The sequence below is a fragment of the Sphingobium sp. B11D3B genome (assembly GCF_025961735.1).
Classification (GTDB): domain Bacteria; phylum Pseudomonadota; class Alphaproteobacteria; order Sphingomonadales; family Sphingomonadaceae; genus Sphingobium.
Genome location: NZ_JAOQOF010000001.1, coordinates 2,808,976 through 2,825,097 on the forward strand (window position 1 = coordinate 2,808,976; position 16,122 = coordinate 2,825,097).

The following is a 16,122-nucleotide window of genomic DNA, read 5'->3' on the forward strand; positions in this document are numbered from 1 at the left end:
TCGTTGTCTCGGTCGACTGTGACGTCAAATCGCGCGTTCGACCATCATCTTTCGCGTCTCGGCAATGGCCTTGGCGGGCGACAGGCCCTTGGGGCACACATTGGCGCAGTTCATGATGGTGTGGCAGCGATAGAGGCGGAAGGGATCTTCCAGATCATCGAGGCGCTCACCGGTCATCTCGTCGCGCGAGTCGGCCAGCCAGCGATAGGCCTGGAGCAGGATCGCCGGGCCGAGGAAGCGATCGGAATTCCACCAGTAGCTCGGGCAGCTCGAGGAGCAGCAGGCGCACAGGATGCACTCGTAGAGCCCGTCCAGCTTCTCGCGATCCTCGGGGCTCTGCAGCCGCTCCTTGCCGCTCGGCGGCGGGGTGACGGTCTGCAGCCAGGGCTTGATCGAGCTGTATTGCGCATAGAAATGCGTGAAGTCCGGCACGAGATCCTTGATCACGTCCATATGCGGCAGTGGCGTGATGCGGACCTCGCCCTTGCAATCCTCGATCGCGGTCGTGCAGGCGAGGCCGTTCTTGCCGTTGATGTTCATCGAGCAGGAGCCGCAAATGCCCTCGCGGCAGGAGCGGCGAAAGGTCAGCGACGAATCCTGCTCGCCCTTCATCTTGATGAGCGCATCGAGCACCATCGGCCCGCATTTATCGAGATCGATCTCGAACGTGTCGTAGCGGGGGTTCTCGCCGCTATCCGGATCGTAGCGATAGACCTTGAACGTCTTGACGTTCGTGGCGCCGTCCTGCGCCTTGTGCACGGTCCCGTTCTTGCGAACGACGCTGTTTGCGGGGAGGGAGAATTCGGCCATCGTCTGTTTCCTGCCGCCTGCTGGCTGATCGGGCGCTTGATGCCGCGCCGCAATAAAAGCAATGCGGCGTCCTAGCGCGTGTGTCCGCGCGGCTCAAGCACCGAGCGGAGGCCAAGCGAAATTGCTTGTAACCACCGCCATCCTGCATCCAAACACCCCGCCAGACGTTCCCGGCGAGCATGACGGTCACAATGAGCGACTCCCTCTTCATCTATAATGAGCGCAGCGGCACATGCGATCCTGCGCTGGTGTCCGCGATCCAGGCCGCGTTCGCGCAGGCCGGCCGGCCCATCGGCACCGCCCGGCCCATCGACGACGGCCCGCTGCCAAACGCCGCGCAGGCCCGTGAGCGCGGCATCGGCCTCGTCATCATTCTCGGCGGGGATGGCTCGCTGGCCTCCACGGCGCAGGCGCTCGCCGGCTGGGATGGCACCCTGCTCGCGCTGCCCGGCGGCACGATGAACCTGCTGGCCCACCGGCTCCACGGCAATCTCGATCCGCTCGCCATCGCCAAGGCCTATCTGGCGGACAAGGGGACCGTGATGGCCGTGCCGGTGATCGAGGCAGACAAGATCACCGCCTATACCGGCATCATCGTCGGTCCCACGGCCGCGTGGGGCAATGTGCGCGAGGCGCTGCGCAATCATGATCTCGCCGCGCTGGCGGAAAAGGTGCCGGAGGCCATCACCGCCACCTTCGAGGCCCCGGCCGTCTCCCTCGTCGGCGATCCGCGCGATTATCCCGCGATCTTCGTCGAGCCGGCCAAGCAGGGCCTGCATGCCTATGGCGTGCTCGCCCGCAATGCCGGCGAGCTGTTCGCGCATGGCTGGGCCTGGCTCTCGGGCGATTTCCGCAATGGGCCTTCCGAATCGCTCGGCACCGCCGATCATCTGGAGATCGAAAGCGCCGGCAAGACGCTGGACCTGCTCGTCGATGGCGAGAAGGCGACCACCAAGGCGCCCTTCAACCTCCGCAGCGCGCAATCAGGCGTGCGCTTCTTCGCCGCACAGGGGGACGCAGGCTGGCGCTGAGCCATAGCGCCGCCGCCCGCCGTACGACATTTCTCCCCCTCCAGCGCCACGCCGGGCCCTTCCCACCAGCCCACGGACATGCTGAAATGCAGCCATGTCCATGCTCACGCGCCTGCTCACCGCCGCTCTGGCTTTCTCCGCGACCACCGCGCTGGCCGAACCGGCCGATCCCGCCGATCCCAATCTGCCGCGCCTCAAGAAAGTTCTCGGCGCCACGCCGCTGATCGATGGGCATAATGACTGGCCCGGCGCCATCGCCGGCCATGATGGCGATGCGCGTTGGTCGGTGGACCTGACGCGGCTGAACACAGAGGATTTCGATACGGACATCATCCGGCTGCGGCAGGGCATGGTCGGCGGTCAGTTCTGGTCCGTCTACGTCCCCGCGACGCTGCCGCCGCTGGAGCAGGTCAAGAAGACGCTGGAACAGATCGACCTCGTGAAATCCATCGTGCGCCGCTACCCGGCCGAGTTCACGCTCGTGCGCACCGCCGCGCAGGTCCGGGCCGCGCACAAGGCCGGGCGGATCGCCTCGCTGATCGGCGCGGAAGGCGGCGGCCAGATCGATGAGAGCTTCTCGGTCCTGCGCGCTTATGCCGAACTGGGCGTGGGCTATCTCACCCTGACGCACAGCCGCACCATTGCCTGGGCGGACAGCGCCACCGACGACCCGGCCCATGGCGGGCTCACCCCGTTCGGCGTGGCGGTGGTGCGTGAGATGAACCGGCTGAACATGCTGGTCGATCTCAGCCATGTGAACGAGGATACGATGCTGGACGCGATCGCCGCCAGCCGCGCGCCGGTCATCTTCTCCCATTCCAGCGCACGGGCGCTGTGCGATCATCCTCGCAACGTCTCGGACAAGGTGCTCAAGGAGGTCGCGCGCACCGGCGGCATCGTCATGGTCGCCTTCGCGCCCAACTATATTTCGGAGGCGCGCCGGGTGTGGGGCGTGCAGCAGGGCGCCCAGCGCGCGCTCTACAACCAGCCGCCGCTCAACGGCCTCTATATCGGCCAGCCGGACCGGGCCAAGGCCGCCATGGAGGCCTGGCTCGCCGCCAATCCCGAGCCGCGCGTGACGGTGCAGATGGTCGCCGACCATATCGATCATATCGCCAGGGTCGCCGGCTATGATCATGTCGGCCTGGGCGGCGATTATGATGGCCTGCCCGCCCTGCCGGACGGCATGACCGGCGTGGAAAGCTATCCGCCGCTGCTGCTGGAGCTGATGAAGCGCGGCTGGAGCGATGCCAATATCGCCAAGCTGGCCGGCGGCAACATCCTGCGCGTCATGGAACAGGCCGAGAAGGTCGCAGCCTCCTTGAAGGACGAGCCGCCCGCCACCGGCACGCGCGAGGCGATGGACGCCGCGCCGAAGAGCTAAGCCATCCCCTCAATTCACCCCCTCAATTCACTGGCGCGCGCCGCCTGTAACTCAGCGCTTCCGCCACATGCACCCGCCCCACGGTCTCTGCACCCGCCAGATCGGCAATGGTGCGGGCGACCCGGAGCACGCGGGTATAACCCCGGGCGCTAAGCTTCATCGCGGCGGCAGCCTGCGCGAGAAGATCGCGCGCCGGCGCGTCGGGCGCTGCGTGCGCATCCAGCGCATCGCCAGTCAGTTCCGCATTGGTACGCGCGCCGCCGCTTGATGCCGCGCGCGCCGTCTGGCGGGCCCGGGCCTGCGCGACGCGGGCGGCGACCTCCGCCGATCCCTCGACCGGCGGCGGGAGCAGCAGGTCCGCCGCCGAGACCGCGCCGACCTCCACATGCAGGTCGATCCGGTCCAGCAGCGGTCCCGAAACCTTCGCTTGATAATCCCCGGCGCAGCGTGGCGCCCGCGAGCAGGCCAAAGCGGGATCGGCGAGATGCCCGCAGCGGCAGGGATTCATCGCGGCAATCAACTGAACCCGCGCCGGGAAGGTCACATGCGCATTGGCGCGCGCCACGCTGACCTCGCCCGTCTCCAGCGGCTGCCGCAGACTATCCAGTACCGCGCGCTGAAATTCGGGCAGTTCGTCCAGAAACAGCACGCCCAGATGCGCGAGACTGACTTCCCCCGGCTTCACGCGCAGCCCGCCGCCGACCAGCGCCGCCATGGACGCGCTGTGATGCGGCGCGCGATAGGGCCGGTTCTGGCTGATCCGCCCGCCCGAGAGCGTACCGGCCACGGAAGCGACCATGGAGACTTCCAGCGCTTCGGATGGGGTCAGCGGCGGCAATATGCCGGGCAGGCAACTCGCCATCAGGGATTTGCCCGCGCCCGGCGGCCCGACCATCACCAGATTATGCCCGCCAGCCGCCGCAATCTCCAGCGCCCGCTTGGCGACCTCCTGGCCCTTCACTTGCCGCAGATCCGGCCCCGGCACAGGCGGTTCGACAGTGCCGGGTGCCGGGCGCGGCAGCACCGTCGCGCCCTTGAGATGATTGATGAGACCGAGCAGATCCGGCGCAGCCAGCACGCCTTCCGAACCTGCCCAGGCAGCCTCCGACCCCTGCGCCGCCGGGCAGATCAGCGTCTTGTCCGCCTGCGCCGCATGGAGCGCGGCCAGCAGCACACCCGGCACCGGCGCGATGCGCCCGTCCAACCCCAGCTCACCGACGACGAGATGATCGGCCAGTTGCTCGGCATCGACGACGCCCATCGCCCCCAGCAAGGCGAGCGCAATCGGCAGATCGTAATGCGAGCCTTCCTTGGGCAGGTCCGCGGGCGAGAGATTGACCGTGATGCGCTTGGGCGGCAGCGAGAGGCCAATGGCGGCGATGGCATTGCGCACGCGCTCGCGGCTTTCCGCCACGGCCTTGTCGGCCAGCCCGACAACGATGAAGTTCGGCAAGCCGGAGACAAGCTGGCACTGCACCTCGACAGGCCGGGCCTCCAGCCCGAGAAACGCCACCGTTTCCACCGTCGCCACCAAGCTTGCCCCCTCTTTGTTCCCCTCCCTGTCTATGTCGGGTCAGAGGGGCAAAGTCGAGCCGCTTTCGTTGGGCTGGTATCGAGCCGGCAAGTTGAACAGCGCCGCGAAGTGCGCCTCCAGCGCCGCATCGCCGTGCACGCTGAGTTCGCCCGTCTCGGCAAGCTGGTCTACGGGCATCTTGCCATAGAAGCGCTTGGCAAGGCCGCGCGCGCTGCCCTCATAGGCGAGGTCCGGCGCCGAAACCTCGCCGGCTTCGACATGATAAACGCCGCGATCCAGACTGGCCCGATAGGGCGTTCCGTCGATGCGAAAGCCGATCCGCAGCACCATGTCCGCCGCCGCTGCGCGATCCAGATTGATCTTGAAGGAGAGCATCATCGCCGTGCCGTTGAGCGGCAGCATCCGGTCATGCGTCGGCGAGCGATAGGCCCATTGTGCCATCGCCAGCACCATCGGCTCGGCCTCCTTGCCCCACGGCGTCAGGCCATAGACCTGCACATTGGCGGGCGGCGGCAGGCGCAGACGCTCGACAATGTGGCGCTCCTCCAGCTCGGTCAGGCGCTGGGTGAGCACATTAGCGCTCAGCCCCGGCAAGGCGGCGCGCAGATCGGAAAAGCGACGCGGCCCAAGCAGCAATTCTCGGACGACAAGCAGCGCCCAGCGCTCCCCGACCAGATCGAGCCCGTGCGCGAGGCCGCAGGCGTCATCAAATCGACGCTTTTGAGGGAGTTTCGACTCGTTAGTTATTTTTTCTAACTCCATGGTTGCAACATTTAAGTCTGTGGGTCAGGATCGTCAAGGCGAACCGAGTCGGTCGGCTCGCTACCGGAGAGGAAACGCGCTGCCCATGGAACGGATGATTTTCGTCAATCTGCCAGTGACCGATCTGTCGAGATCGATGCACTTCTATGAGGCGATCGGCGCCGTCAATGTGCCGGAGTTTACGGATGACAGCGCCGCCATGATGCGCTTTTCGGACGCGATCTGCGTCATGCTGCTCACCCGCCCGCGCTTCTCGAGCTACACCGACCGGGAGATCATCGACGCCCACCGCAGCGTGCAGGCGGCCTTTGCCCTGAGCGAGCAAAGCCGTGAGGCCGTGGACGATATGGTCCAGCGCGGCGCCGGCAGCGGCGGTCTCGCAGATCCCAACCCCATGCAAGACCATGGCTTCATGTACGCGCGCAGCATCGCCGATCCCGATGGGCACATCTGGGAGCCGGTATGGATGGACATGAGCGCAATGCCTGAGCCTGCCTAATTGCCACACGACGGAGACACGCCATGTCCTTTCAGGCCTATCTCGATACCATTCGGACAAAGACCGGCCAGTCGCCGGACGATCTGCGCGCCTATGCCGCCTTTCACGGCTTTCTCGATGACGAGAAGAGACTGAAGCCGGACGTGAAGGCCGCGACGCTGATCGCCAGTCTCAAGCGCGATTTCGATCTTGGCCGGGGCCACGCGATGGCCGTCTACGCCCTGCTCAAGGGCATTCGCAAGGAAGGCGATTGAGCGCGCCCATCGCCTCAGCGCATCCGATGAGAGGAGTTCACCATGCCGCAGAAGACTGATGCGCCGATCGAGGTCACTGCATTTTCATGGGTGCCGCCGTTCGCGCGCGGCCATGTCCGCGATCTGCGGGTGCGCTGGGCGCTGGAGGAGGCAGGCCTCGATTATCGCACCCGCCTGATCAGCGCCATCGACCGGCCGGCGGACTATTATCGCGAGCAGCCCTTCGGCCAGGTGCCGCATTATCGGGAAGGGGATGTCGCCCTGTTCGAGAGTGGCGCCATCGTCCTCCACATCGCCGAGAAGGACGAGCGGCTGATGCCGCGCGATCCCGTCGGGCGGGCGCGGGCGATCACATGGGCCGTCGCCGCACTCAACAGCATCGAGCCGGGCATCATGCATCTGGCCGATATCGACCTGTTCTGCGCCGGGCAGGAGTGGGCGAGGCTGCGCCGCCCGGATGCCGTCAAGCAGGTGGAAGGCCGCCTCCACCGGCTTGCCGCAGCGCTGGGCGACAAACCCTGGCTGGAAGAGCGCTTCACGGTCGGCGACCTTCTGATGGTCGAGGCGCTGCGCAATCTCTCGCCGGATCGCCTCGCCATACCGGACGTGGTGACCGCCTATGTCGCGCGCGGCGAGGCGCGTCCCGCATTCAAGGCCGCCATGGCGGCGCAAATGGCCGACTTCATCTCCGATGATGCGGTCCAATCAGAAGGAGTATCCGCATGACCTATATCGATGGCATCCTCGTGCCGGTGAAACCCGGCCGCAAGGCAGACTATCTGGAGATCGCCCGCCGGGTCGATCCACTCTTCATCGAATATGGCGCGCTGCGCGTGGTGGAGGGCTGGAATGACGATGTGCAGCCCGGCAAGACCAACGATCTGCGCACCGCCGTCCTGGCGGAAGAGGGCGAGGATGTCGTCTTCTCCTGGATCGAGTGGCCGGACAAGGCGACCCGCGATTCCGGCTGGCAGAAGCTGATGGCCGACGAGCGCATGGCGCACGCCCCGGAGGACAATCCAATGGTCGGCCCGCGCATGATCTACGGTGGGTTCACCGTGATTCTGGACGAGCGCAAATAGCATTGGCGGGAGGAGGCGGCCCCATGACCAACAGGCACGGCGAATTCATCTGGTACGAGCTGATGACCTCCGATCTGGAGGCCGCACGCGCCTTCTATGGGGCCGTGGTCGGCTGGAGCATCGCGGAGCGAAGCGACATGCCGGGCATGGACTATCGCATGATCCGCACCGCCAATGGCGAGGTCGGGGGCATGATGGCACTGGATGCCGAGATGATCGCCGGCGGCGGCCGCCCGATCTGGATCGGCTATATCGGCGTCGATGATGTCGACGTGACGGCGGCGGCGATCCCGGCCATGGGCGGTCGCGTCTACGTGCAGCCGCAGGACATCCCCGGTGTCGGCCGCTTCGCCATGGCGGCCGACCCGCATGGCGCGCCCTTCTACATCATGCGCGGCAGCGTCGAGGGTGGCACCAGTCGCGCCTTCGCGCCGCAAGCGGTGGGCCATTGCGGCTGGAACGAGCTATCCTCGCCGGACCAACCAACAGCGCTCGCCTTCTATACAGGCCTGTTCGGCTGGAGCAGCCCCTCCGCCATGCCGATGGGGCCGATGGGCGACTATCGCTTCCTGTCCGTCGGCGATCTGCCCATCGGCGCCAGTCTGGAACAGAAAGACCAGCGGGCCGAATGGCGCTTCTATTTCCGCGTGCCGTGCATCGCGACCGCGATGGAAGCGGTGGCGACGCATGGCGGGACCATCACCACAGGCCCCCACGAGGTCCCCGGCGGTGACTGGGTCGTCATGGGCACCGATCCGCAGGGCGCGCGTTTTGCGCTTGTGGGCGGTCGATAAGGAGAGCGGAGATGACCAGCGCGATCACGCCCTGCATCTGGATGGACGGGACAGCCGAGGAGGCCGCGACCTTCTACGTCTCGCTCTTCCCGGATTCCCGCATCGACCGGATCGTCCGCTATGTCGATGACTCGCCCTTCCCGCCCAATTTCCCCGCCGGCACGGCCATGCTCGTGCTGTTCACGCTGAGCGGCCGTCCCTTCTCCGCATTGAACGGCGGGCCGATGTTTCCGCAGACCGAAGCCGTGTCCTTCGTCATCCCCGTGGATGATCAGGCCGAGCTGGACCGCGTCTGGACCGCACTCATCGCGGATGGCGGCGCGGAAAGCATGTGCGGCTGGTGCAAGGATCGCTTCGGCGTCTCCTGGCAGGTCGTGCCGCGCCGGGTGCTGGAGATGCAGGCCAGCGATGACGCAGCCGCCGTCCGCCGCATGAGCAGCGCGCTCATGACCATGCACAAGATCGACATCGCCACGCTCGAAACCGCCTTTTCCGGAGACTGACCCCGTGAGTTACATCCTCTACGCCCATCCCTTCTCCAGCTACAGCTGGAAGGCGATGATCGCGCTGCACGAGAAGGAACTGCCCTACACGCTGCGCAATGTCGAAGACGAAGGCGTGATGGACGCGCTGCGCGACCAGTGGCCGCTCGGCAAGTTCCCGGTGCTGGTGGATGAAGACATGCCAGTGATCGAGGCGACGACGATCATCGAATATCTCGACCTGCGCCACTATGAGCGCGCGCCCTTGATTCCCGCCACTGCCCATGATGCGCTGGATGTGCGGTTCATGGACCGCGTGTTCGACAATCATGTGATGACGCCGGTTCAGGCGGCGGTGACCGAGGCCCTGCCCCACCTCATCGGCGCGAGCGATCCGGTGCGCACCCAGCGCGCGCGCGATGCGCTCGAGACCATTTATGGCTGGCTGGAAACGCGGCTGACCGGGCATCTCTGGGCCTCGCCGCAAGGGTTCAGCATGGCGGATTGCGCCGCCGCGCCGGCTCTGTTCTATGCCGATTGGGTCCACCCGATCGGCGAGCGCTATCTGGAATTGCGTGCCTATCGCGGGCGGCTGAACGCACGCCCGTCGGTTGCCCGCTGCATCGAGGGCGCAAGGCCCTATCGACACTATTTCCCGCTTGGCGCGCCGGACCGGGATTGAAATCTTCTAACCATCGGCCGGCTGCCGAGGGGTCACGCTCCCACGCTCCCCCCGGCCTGTAGCCCTGGAACGATCAGCGCTGGCTCGCGATCCGGGTTTCGCCGCCCTTGCTGATCTGCACCGAGTCACCCGCGCCTTCGATCCGCGCGCCGGCATAGCTCAGCTCCTTCTCGGTCACGCAAACCCGGCGGGACATGCGCGTGCCGGTCGTCGCCTGCTGCTTGAAGCAATAAAAGGTCTGGCCACCGCGCTTCAGCACCTTCGCCGGGATCTGATAGGTGGTCTCCGCGGCAGGCGCGGCCAGCGCCGGCTGGGCCAGCGGCAGGATGGCGATAGCGGCAGCGGCGGCGATCAGATGAAATTTGCTCGACATGTTGGTTCTCCCTACTGAATTTTTTCAGTCCCGAGTGACTGACACACAAGGCATTGCACTTTGCGTGCCAAATCATAAAAACACGTCTTTTCAGTAATTTGGAAATCATGAGGCTCAGCGCCTTCAAAAGTCCTCTCCCACTGGTTGGTTATTCGTTCAGATAGTTGGCGAAATTCACCATCGCGCACCGCCAGCCATATCGAGAGCACGCTATTTTGTTTGCGCGCCATCCGCTCTACGCTCCCCGGCGCGAATAGAATGGGGGCACACCCCGTGAGGAGAGCCGGATGATGAGGATGACGAAGGCGGCGTCGAACGCGCCCGCCAAGGCCCGCGAGGCACGGCGCTGAATGGTCTGGCCGCACAGCTTCACCGATCTTCGTGACGCCGCCCGCCGCCGGTTACCGCGCTTCCTGTTCGATTATGTCGATGGCGGGAGCATCGATGAGCTGGCCTTGGCGCGGAACAGCGCCGCCGTCCGCGCTGTCACCTTGCGGCAGCAAGTGCTGAACGACGTCTCGGCATCCGATCTTTCGACCACTTTGTTCGGGCAAAAGCTCGCCATGCCCCTGATGCTCGCGCCGATCGGCATGGGCGGATTGCTGGCGCGGCGCGGCGAGGCGCAGGCGATCCGTGCCGCCCATGCGAACGGCGTGCCGATGGTCGCCTCGACCGTGACGGTCTGCTCGGCGGAAGAAATCGCCGGCACCGGCCACCCCTTCTGGTTCCAGCTCTACATGGCCAAGGATCGCGCGTTCATCGCCGACCTGTTAGCCCGGGTGAAGGCTCTGGGCTGCAACACGCTGTTCATGACCGTGGACCTGCCCCTGCCCGGCCCGCGCTGGCGCGACCAGCGCTCGGGCCTCTCGGGACCGCCCGGCCTGCGCGGTCAGGCCCGGCGCTGGCGTGAGATCCTTGCCCATCCCGGCTGGGCCTGGGATGTCGGGCTGCATGGCCGCCCGCATACGCTCGGCAATCTGGTGCCGATCATGAATGGCAAGGTGCGCATGGGCGATTTTCTGCGCTGGAGCGGGCAGAACTTCGATCCGTCCGTCACCTGGAAGGATCTGGGCTTCATTCGCGAGCATTGGTCCGGCACGCTGGTGCTCAAGGGCATTATGGACCCGGCCGACGCAGTCCGCGCGGCGGAGATCGGTGCCGATGGCATCGTCGTCTCCAACCATGGCGGCCGCCAGCTCGATGCCACGGTCGGCACCGCGCAGGCGCTGCCGGATATCGTGGCAGCGGTGGGTGATCGTCTGACCGTGCTGATCGATGGCGGCATCCGCAACGGCCTCGATGTGCTGCGCATGCTGGCGCTGGGTGCCAAGGGCGTCATGATCGGCCGCCCCTGGGCCTTCGCCCTCGCCGCCGGGGGAGAAGCCGCCGTCTCCCGCATGCTCGCGCAATATGCGCTCGAACTGCGCTCCGGCCTCGCGCTCACCGGCTGCGCCCGCGTGGCGGACGCCGGGCCGCATTTGCTCGACAAGCGGGGCGGATACTAGCAACCTTATTAAGCCCCTCCTCTTCAGAGGAGGGGTTGGGGTGGTGCGACGACGCCCCCTTTCAGTCACTGACAGTGCGATGCTGGCGCATCGCCACCACCCCCAGCCCCTCCTCTAAAGAGGAGGGGAGAATCAGCGGCCCCACCCGTCAGCCGCTCCGTCAGGCTGCCCGCTCGAGCGCAGTAGACCCGCTTTCGAGCAACATCGTCGCAGCCGCCGTGTTGGAAATCGGAATGTGATAATTCCGGCTGACCTCAGCCACATCCTCGCCCAAGGCCCCGCGCGCCGCGATCCAGTTGACGATTTCGATGCCCTGGCTGCCGGCTTCCTCGACGATATCGAGCGCGCTGATTTTCGTCAGCGCATCCGGATCGGGGCCCAGATTGTCCATGCAGAACTGGTCGTAGCGCTGGTTGATGAAGCCGGCGCGTTCCCCGTCCAGCTGGTGGGAGAGCCCGCCGGTGCCGAACACCACGATCCGCTCATCACCCTGCCAGCTGCGCAGCGCCTTGCCGACCGCGCGACCCAGCGCCAGGCAGCGCTTGGGGCTCGGCAGCGGATGCTGCACGGTGTTGATGGCGATCGGCACGATGCGCACCGGCCACTGGCCGCCACCCGGCCATGACAGCTGGAACGGCACGACCAGCGCATGATCCACCAGCATCGACTGGCAGGTCGTGACGTCGAATTCGTCTTCCACCAGTCCCTCGATGATGTGCCAGGAGAGGGCAGCGTCGCCCTTGAATCCGTTCTGCACCGGCAGGCCCCAGCCCTCATCGGCATTGTGGTAGCTGTCCGCCGCGCCCACCGCGAAGGTCGGCATCTTGTCGAGGAAGAAGTTGAGGCCGTGATCATTGTAGAAGACCACGGCAACGTCCGGTCTGGCCGTCGCAAGCCAGCGATGGATCGGCTTGAACCCGTCGAAGAACGGGCTCCAATAAGGGTCCTGCTCCTGACCGCGCGCAATGGCGCCGCCGATTGCCGGCACGTGGCTGGTGAAGATACCGCCGAGAATATGCGCCATGGCTCAGGCCTCCTCTTGCTGATGGGCTGCGTCGAGCAGCATTTGACGGAAAGCCTCGACACTCATGCCGGTCTGCTGTGCCCCCACATCCTGCACGTTGAGGCCGTAGATGCCGGCCAGCTTGGCGAGATAATAGATGTTGCCGCCCGCCTCGATCATCTGGAGGACATTGCGGGCGCGGACCGCCTCGCGCTGCTCCTCGGTGAGGTGGAAGCGCTCGAAATAGGCTTCCTCGTCCGCCTGATAGGCGGCGCGATTGGCAGCATCGTTGAACGAAAAGCACATGGCGTTCAGCGCGAAGCCGCGCGCCGCCGCGTCACCGTCGAAAACCGGCGTACCGGGAATGATTCGTTTGGCGGTCGTTCCCGCCTCGATCGTTTCGATCGCACCCATTGATCCATGCTCCTGCTTCAGGACTGGATCCGTCACTGCGCTCGCCGCGCCGGGCAGACATTGACCTTGATCAAGCAGGGGATGTTGAGTCGAGCGGGGGTTCGTCGTCGCAGCGGCCCTGCCGCTCGGGGGTCACCAGAAAGCGCGGCGATTAAGCTCGTGGCCGAAGGCAAGCAGGGCGACGCCGAGCAGCGTATAGGGCGTCTCGCCGGCCCAGCCATGCGGCAGGCTGAGCGCCCCGGCCATGATGCCGAGGCCGAGCGCGCCGACCGCGACCGGCAGGGCCATGCCATGCTTGAGCGCGCCGTGGCCGAGCGCCAGCGCGCCGAGCACCATGGCGATCATCAGGCCGGCCTCGTGGATGATCTCCGCCTCGAAAATGCCCGCAACCGAAGACAGCACGCCCACGGCAATGGCCGTCGTCAGGCAATGCACGGCGCACAGGCCGGACAGGCCGATGGCCAGCCGGTCGAGCTGTGGCATTGTCCACATCCGGGGTGCGGTGAGCGTTCTCATTACAAGGGCCATACGCCCCCTCGCGGGAAGATACAACATATCCTTTGCCTCCGGGTGAGCCCTTTATGCGGGGGGCTTGCTTCCGCCGATCCCGCGGCGCATGGGGACCGGATGGCTGAACTTGCGCACTCGTCCTCGCCCGGTGCGCCCGCGGTCAGCGGGCGCCATCTTGGCCGTCCCGCCACGCTGGCACGCTGGCTGTTCGTCGTCGCGGGCCTGATTCTCTTCATGGTGGCGGTCGGTGGCATCACCCGCCTGACCGAATCGGGCCTCTCCATCACCGAGTGGAAGCCGGTGACGGGCACCCTGCCGCCGATGAACGAGGCGCAGTGGCAGCAAGAGTTCGACCAGTATCGCACCAGCTCACAATATGCGCTGATGAACAAGGGCATGACACTCGAGGCGTTCAAGCACATCTATTTCTGGGAATATTTCCACCGGCTGGTCGGCCGCATCATCGGCCTTGCCTATGCCGTGCCACTGGCCTGGTTCGCGCTGCGTCGCGCCGTGCCGCGCGGCTTCGGTGTCCGCTTGCTGGTGCTGCTGGCGCTGGGCGGCGCCCAGGGGGCCGTCGGCTGGCTGATGGTGAAGAGCGGCCTTGTCGACCGGGTGAACGTGCAGCCGGCGATGCTCGCCGCGCATCTGGGCATGGCACTGATCCTGCTCGGCGCCGTGGTGTGGACCGCCTGCGACTTCCTGCGCCTGGCCCGGCATGGTGCCGCCAATCCCGCCAGCGCCACCACTCCCGCCAGCCTCGCGCCGCGACGGGCCGTGCCGACATGGGCGGGCACCATCCCCGTGCTCATCCTCTTCATCCAGTTGCTGCTCGGCGCGCTCACCGCCGGTCTGCGCGCCGGCTATGTCTCCAACACATGGCCGATGATGAACGACCGCTTCGTGCCTGACGGAATCGCATGGTGGGGGTCGCTGTGGATGACGCTGACCAGTGACCCGTTCCTCGTCCACTTCCTCCATCGCTGGTGGGCCATGGTCGCGGCGGGCGCCATGCTGTGGATGGCCGGGCGGCTTCATGCCCAGGGCGCGCTTCGCCTCTCTTATGCGCTGACCGGCGCCACGCTGGTGCAGGTGATGCTCGGCATCGGCACTGTGCTGACCGGCGTGTCGCTGCACATTGCCGTCACGCATCAGGTCACCGGCGCGCTGCTCCTCGCCATCGCGGTCGCCGGCGCGCATCGGATCGGCCAGCGGGATCGCGAATCGGATCTCACGCCTGCACGCGCATGAGCGAGATCGCTCTGGTCTACGTGCCTTATGGTTCGCGCGCCGAGGCTGAAGCGGCGGGCCGCCAGATGGTGCAAGAGCAGCTGGCCGCCTGCGCCAATGTGCTCGGCGAAGGCTGCTCGATCTATCCGTGGGATGGCGTCATCGAGCAGAGCGCCGAAACGGTGGTGCTGTTCAAGACCGCGCCGGACCGCTGCGCGGCGCTTATGACCGCCATTGCGCAGGCCCATACCTATGATCTCCCCGCGATCCTCACCTGGGCCGCGCACACCACCCCGGCCTATGCCACCTGGGTGCACGAAAAAACACGGCCTGACGGCCGTCCGGACTGATAGGGTATCCTGATACCCGTCAGCAAGGGCGTGCTTTTTCTTGACTCTCCGCCCCCTCATCGCCATTGGGGCCGCGCGGGCGGTGCCTTTTCCGGGGCGCCGCTGTTGTTATTTTCTGGATACTCATTCCTGGAGGCAAGAGGCCATGAAGGCGCTCATGAAGACCACCAAGCCGGCAACCCCGGCCACGGTCGAGAAGAAATGGTTGCTGATCGACGCCGAGGGTCTCGTCGTTGGTCGCGTCGCGAGCATCATCGCGAACATCCTGCGCGGCAAGCACAAGCCCAGCTTCACCCCCCATGTCGACTGCGGTGACAATGTCATCGTGATCAATGCCGACAAGGTGAAGTTCACCGGCAACAAGCTGACCGACAAGCGCTATTACAAGCACACCGGCTATGCCGGCGGCATCAAGGAGACCTCTCCGCAGAAGGTGCTCGAGGGTCGTTTCCCCGAGCGCGTGCTGGAGAAGGCCGTGGAGCGCATGATTCCGCGCGGCCCTCTCGGTCGTCAGCAGATGCGCAACCTGCGCGTCTTCGCGGGCAGCGAACATCCGCATGAAGCCCAGAACCCCGAAGTGCTCGATGTTGCGGCGATGAACCGCAAGAACAAGGTTGGTGCCTGATGTCCGATACCGTCAACTCGCTGTCCGATCTGCAGGACCTCACCCAGGGTAACGCCGATGCGCCCGCCGCCACCGACGCCGTGCAGGCACCGGTGAAGGTGTCGAACGCGCCGCTGCGCCAGCAGGAGCTGGACAAGCAGGGCCGCGCCTACGCCACCGGCCGTCGTAAGGATGCCGTCGCCCGCGTGTGGGTGAAGCCCGGCACCGGCAAGATCACGGTCAACGGCCGCGATCAGGAAACCTATTTCGCACGTCCCACGCTGCGTCTCGTCATCAATCAGCCCTTCACGGTCACCGACCGCACCGGCCAGTATGACGTGATCTGCACCGTGAAGGGTGGCGGTCTTTCCGGTCAGGCCGGCGCCGTGAAGCACGGGATCGCGCAGGCGCTCAGCAAATATGAGCCCACGCTGCGCGCCGCCGTGAAGGCAGAAGGCTTCCTCACGCGCGATCCGCGCGTCGTCGAGCGCAAGAAGTACGGCCGCGCCAAGGCTCGCCGCAGCTTCCAGTTCTCGAAGCGCTAAGAACGTCGACGTCGTTTCGCGGAGCAGACCATGGTCCGGCTCCGCGGACGCGCAGAAGGTTCAGAATATCCCGTCCGGGACCGGAACAAGGGCTGCTCTTCAGGGCGGCCCTTTTCTTTTAGGCGCATTATGGGCGCAGCGCGCATAGCTTGACGCGCGAAGGCTTGACCTGCAACAGGGCTCACCTACTTTGGGTCTGCGGGCCGGGCCCCTCTGGCGATCCCCTATGGATCGTGATGTCGGACCGCATCGAGTGCGCTCGGTGCCGGGTCCA

General features: G+C 65.9%; 22 protein-coding genes. 14 read left to right on the forward strand and 8 right to left on the reverse strand.

Annotated elements, in window-relative coordinates:
- Positions 1-24: 24 nt before the first annotated feature.
- Complete coding sequence (locus tag M2333_RS12990; RefSeq protein WP_264574082.1) at positions 25-810, reverse strand: succinate dehydrogenase iron-sulfur subunit; 786 nt, start codon at positions 808-810, stop codon at positions 25-27.
- A gap of 191 nt (positions 811-1,001) precedes the next feature.
- Between M2333_RS12990 and M2333_RS12995 the strand changes: the two genes are divergently transcribed.
- Positions 1,002-1,841, forward strand: coding sequence for a diacylglycerol/lipid kinase family protein (locus tag M2333_RS12995; protein WP_264612036.1), 840 nt, complete (start codon positions 1,002-1,004; stop codon positions 1,839-1,841).
- Between the two features lie 94 nt (positions 1,842-1,935).
- A complete protein-coding gene (locus M2333_RS13000) occupies positions 1,936-3,225 on the forward strand; it encodes a dipeptidase (protein WP_264612037.1) in 1,290 nt (429 codons plus the stop codon).
- A gap of 22 nt (positions 3,226-3,247) precedes the next feature.
- Here M2333_RS13000 and M2333_RS13005 read toward each other — a convergent pair whose 3' ends face one another.
- Together M2333_RS13005 and M2333_RS13010 are read right to left on the reverse strand one after the other, a co-directional pair.
- Positions 3,248-4,759: a YifB family Mg chelatase-like AAA ATPase gene (locus tag M2333_RS13005; protein WP_264612038.1), complete on the reverse strand. Its 1,512-nt coding sequence runs from the start codon at positions 4,757-4,759 to the stop codon at positions 3,248-3,250.
- Between the two features lie 39 nt (positions 4,760-4,798).
- Entirely contained in the window at positions 4,799-5,521 is a 723-nt protein-coding gene (locus M2333_RS13010; RefSeq protein ID WP_264612039.1) for a winged helix-turn-helix transcriptional regulator, read from the reverse strand.
- Positions 5,522-5,606: 85 nt separating this feature from the next.
- Here M2333_RS13010 and M2333_RS13015 point away from each other — a divergent pair, with 85 nt between their 5' ends.
- From M2333_RS13015 to M2333_RS13045, 7 genes are read left to right on the forward strand one after another with little or no spacing between them, the layout of a single operon-like run.
- Positions 5,607-6,020 carry a VOC family protein gene (locus M2333_RS13015; protein WP_264612040.1) on the forward strand — a complete coding sequence of 138 codons (414 nt, stop codon included), beginning with the start codon at positions 5,607-5,609 and terminating at the stop codon, positions 6,018-6,020.
- Positions 6,021-6,043: 23 nt separating this feature from the next.
- Positions 6,044-6,274 (forward strand): DUF4287 domain-containing protein, encoded by a 231-nt coding sequence (locus M2333_RS13020; protein ID WP_264571582.1) that lies wholly within the window; start codon positions 6,044-6,046, stop codon positions 6,272-6,274.
- Between the two features lie 42 nt (positions 6,275-6,316).
- Positions 6,317-7,000 carry a glutathione S-transferase family protein gene (locus M2333_RS13025; protein ID WP_264612041.1) on the forward strand — a complete coding sequence of 228 codons (684 nt, stop codon included), beginning with the start codon at positions 6,317-6,319 and terminating at the stop codon, positions 6,998-7,000.
- Positions 6,997-7,356, forward strand: a complete 360-nt coding sequence (locus tag M2333_RS13030) for a DUF1428 domain-containing protein (protein WP_181560964.1) — start codon at positions 6,997-6,999, stop codon at positions 7,354-7,356. Before M2333_RS13025 ends, M2333_RS13030 begins: the two co-directional genes overlap by 4 nt.
- 23 nt (positions 7,357-7,379) lie before the next feature.
- Positions 7,380-8,150 carry a VOC family protein gene (locus M2333_RS13035; protein WP_264612042.1) on the forward strand — a complete coding sequence of 257 codons (771 nt, stop codon included), beginning with the start codon at positions 7,380-7,382 and terminating at the stop codon, positions 8,148-8,150.
- 11 nt (positions 8,151-8,161) lie between these two features.
- The gene (locus tag M2333_RS13040; protein ID WP_264612043.1) at positions 8,162-8,653 is read left to right on the forward strand and encodes a VOC family protein; all 492 of its coding nucleotides are present in this window, start codon (positions 8,162-8,164) and stop codon (positions 8,651-8,653) included.
- Positions 8,654-8,657: 4 nt separating this feature from the next.
- Positions 8,658-9,314 carry a glutathione S-transferase family protein gene (locus tag M2333_RS13045; protein ID WP_264612044.1) on the forward strand — a complete coding sequence of 219 codons (657 nt, stop codon included), beginning with the start codon at positions 8,658-8,660 and terminating at the stop codon, positions 9,312-9,314.
- 73 nt (positions 9,315-9,387) lie between these two features.
- Here the strand turns inward: M2333_RS13045 and M2333_RS13050 are convergent, their stop codons facing one another.
- Both M2333_RS13050 and M2333_RS13055 read right to left on the reverse strand, forming a co-directional pair.
- Positions 9,388-9,687, reverse strand: coding sequence for a hypothetical protein (locus M2333_RS13050; protein ID WP_264574073.1), 300 nt, complete (start codon positions 9,685-9,687; stop codon positions 9,388-9,390).
- A gap of 11 nt (positions 9,688-9,698) precedes the next feature.
- Positions 9,699-9,917, reverse strand: coding sequence for a hypothetical protein (locus tag M2333_RS13055; RefSeq protein ID WP_264612045.1), 219 nt, complete (start codon positions 9,915-9,917; stop codon positions 9,699-9,701).
- Positions 9,918-10,037: 120 nt separating this feature from the next.
- On the opposite strand from M2333_RS13055, the gene M2333_RS13060 reads away from it, so the two are divergent.
- Entirely contained in the window at positions 10,038-11,192 is a 1,155-nt protein-coding gene (locus M2333_RS13060) for an L-lactate dehydrogenase (protein ID WP_264612046.1), read from the forward strand.
- A gap of 160 nt (positions 11,193-11,352) precedes the next feature.
- On the opposite strand, the gene M2333_RS13065 is transcribed toward M2333_RS13060, so the two are convergent.
- From M2333_RS13065 to M2333_RS13075, 3 genes are all read right to left on the reverse strand, one after another.
- Positions 11,353-12,216: a class III extradiol dioxygenase family protein gene (locus M2333_RS13065; protein WP_264612047.1), complete on the reverse strand. Its 864-nt coding sequence runs from the start codon at positions 12,214-12,216 to the stop codon at positions 11,353-11,355.
- A 3-nt stretch (positions 12,217-12,219) separates the two neighbouring features.
- Entirely contained in the window at positions 12,220-12,609 is a 390-nt protein-coding gene (locus M2333_RS13070; RefSeq protein WP_181560971.1) for a protocatechuate 4,5-dioxygenase subunit alpha, read from the reverse strand.
- 132 nt (positions 12,610-12,741) lie between these two features.
- Positions 12,742-13,125: a MerC domain-containing protein gene (locus M2333_RS13075; protein ID WP_264574071.1), complete on the reverse strand. Its 384-nt coding sequence runs from the start codon at positions 13,123-13,125 to the stop codon at positions 12,742-12,744.
- 111 nt (positions 13,126-13,236) lie between these two features.
- Here M2333_RS13075 and M2333_RS13080 point away from each other — a divergent pair, with 111 nt between their 5' ends.
- The 4 genes from M2333_RS13080 (at position 13,237) to rpsI (ending at position 15,848) form a co-directional block, all read left to right on the forward strand.
- Positions 13,237-14,370 carry a COX15/CtaA family protein gene (locus M2333_RS13080; RefSeq protein WP_264612048.1) on the forward strand — a complete coding sequence of 378 codons (1,134 nt, stop codon included), beginning with the start codon at positions 13,237-13,239 and terminating at the stop codon, positions 14,368-14,370.
- Positions 14,367-14,699 (forward strand): divalent-cation tolerance protein CutA, encoded by a 333-nt coding sequence (gene cutA / locus M2333_RS13085; protein ID WP_264612049.1) that lies wholly within the window; start codon positions 14,367-14,369, stop codon positions 14,697-14,699. The genes M2333_RS13080 and cutA overlap by 4 nt, the downstream gene beginning before the upstream one ends.
- Positions 14,700-14,844: 145 nt before the next feature.
- Complete coding sequence (rplM, locus tag M2333_RS13090; RefSeq protein WP_181560974.1) at positions 14,845-15,324, forward strand: 50S ribosomal protein L13; 480 nt, start codon at positions 14,845-14,847, stop codon at positions 15,322-15,324.
- Positions 15,324-15,848 (forward strand): 30S ribosomal protein S9, encoded by a 525-nt coding sequence (rpsI, locus tag M2333_RS13095; RefSeq protein ID WP_264571594.1) that lies wholly within the window; start codon positions 15,324-15,326, stop codon positions 15,846-15,848. The genes rplM and rpsI overlap by 1 nt, the downstream gene beginning before the upstream one ends.
- Positions 15,849-16,122: the final 274 nt, after the last annotated feature.

Bases quoted from the DNA above. Each gene is read 5' to 3' on its own strand.
- M2333_RS13020 (WP_264571582.1), top strand. From the start codon at position 6,044: ATGTCCTTTCAGGCCTATCTCGATACCATTCGGACAAAGACCGGCCAG.
- rpsI (WP_264571594.1), top strand. From the start codon at position 15,324: ATGTCCGATACCGTCAACTCGCTGTCCGATCTGCAGGACCTCACCCAG.
- M2333_RS13010 (WP_264612039.1), bottom strand. From the start codon at position 5,521: ATGGAGTTAGAAAAAATAACTAACGAGTCGAAACTCCCTCAAAAGCGT.
- M2333_RS13080 (WP_264612048.1), top strand. From the start codon at position 13,237: ATGGCTGAACTTGCGCACTCGTCCTCGCCCGGTGCGCCCGCGGTCAGC.
- M2333_RS13035 (WP_264612042.1), top strand. From the start codon at position 7,380: ATGACCAACAGGCACGGCGAATTCATCTGGTACGAGCTGATGACCTCC.
- M2333_RS12995 (WP_264612036.1), top strand. From the start codon at position 1,002: ATGAGCGACTCCCTCTTCATCTATAATGAGCGCAGCGGCACATGCGAT.
- M2333_RS13050 (WP_264574073.1), bottom strand. From the start codon at position 9,687: ATGTCGAGCAAATTTCATCTGATCGCCGCCGCTGCCGCTATCGCCATC.
- M2333_RS12990 (WP_264574082.1), bottom strand. From the start codon at position 810: ATGGCCGAATTCTCCCTCCCCGCAAACAGCGTCGTTCGCAAGAACGGG.
- rplM (WP_181560974.1), top strand. From the start codon at position 14,845: ATGAAGGCGCTCATGAAGACCACCAAGCCGGCAACCCCGGCCACGGTC.
- M2333_RS13060 (WP_264612046.1), top strand. From the start codon at position 10,038: ATGGTCTGGCCGCACAGCTTCACCGATCTTCGTGACGCCGCCCGCCGC.
- M2333_RS13055 (WP_264612045.1), bottom strand. From the start codon at position 9,917: ATGGCGCGCAAACAAAATAGCGTGCTCTCGATATGGCTGGCGGTGCGC.
- M2333_RS13065 (WP_264612047.1), bottom strand. From the start codon at position 12,216: ATGGCGCATATTCTCGGCGGTATCTTCACCAGCCACGTGCCGGCAATC.
- cutA (WP_264612049.1), top strand. From the start codon at position 14,367: ATGAGCGAGATCGCTCTGGTCTACGTGCCTTATGGTTCGCGCGCCGAG.
- M2333_RS13030 (WP_181560964.1), top strand. From the start codon at position 6,997: ATGACCTATATCGATGGCATCCTCGTGCCGGTGAAACCCGGCCGCAAG.
- M2333_RS13075 (WP_264574071.1), bottom strand. From the start codon at position 13,125: ATGAGAACGCTCACCGCACCCCGGATGTGGACAATGCCACAGCTCGAC.
- M2333_RS13015 (WP_264612040.1), top strand. From the start codon at position 5,607: ATGGAACGGATGATTTTCGTCAATCTGCCAGTGACCGATCTGTCGAGA.
- M2333_RS13000 (WP_264612037.1), top strand. From the start codon at position 1,936: ATGTCCATGCTCACGCGCCTGCTCACCGCCGCTCTGGCTTTCTCCGCG.
- M2333_RS13070 (WP_181560971.1), bottom strand. From the start codon at position 12,609: ATGGGTGCGATCGAAACGATCGAGGCGGGAACGACCGCCAAACGAATC.
- M2333_RS13040 (WP_264612043.1), top strand. From the start codon at position 8,162: ATGACCAGCGCGATCACGCCCTGCATCTGGATGGACGGGACAGCCGAG.
- M2333_RS13025 (WP_264612041.1), top strand. From the start codon at position 6,317: ATGCCGCAGAAGACTGATGCGCCGATCGAGGTCACTGCATTTTCATGG.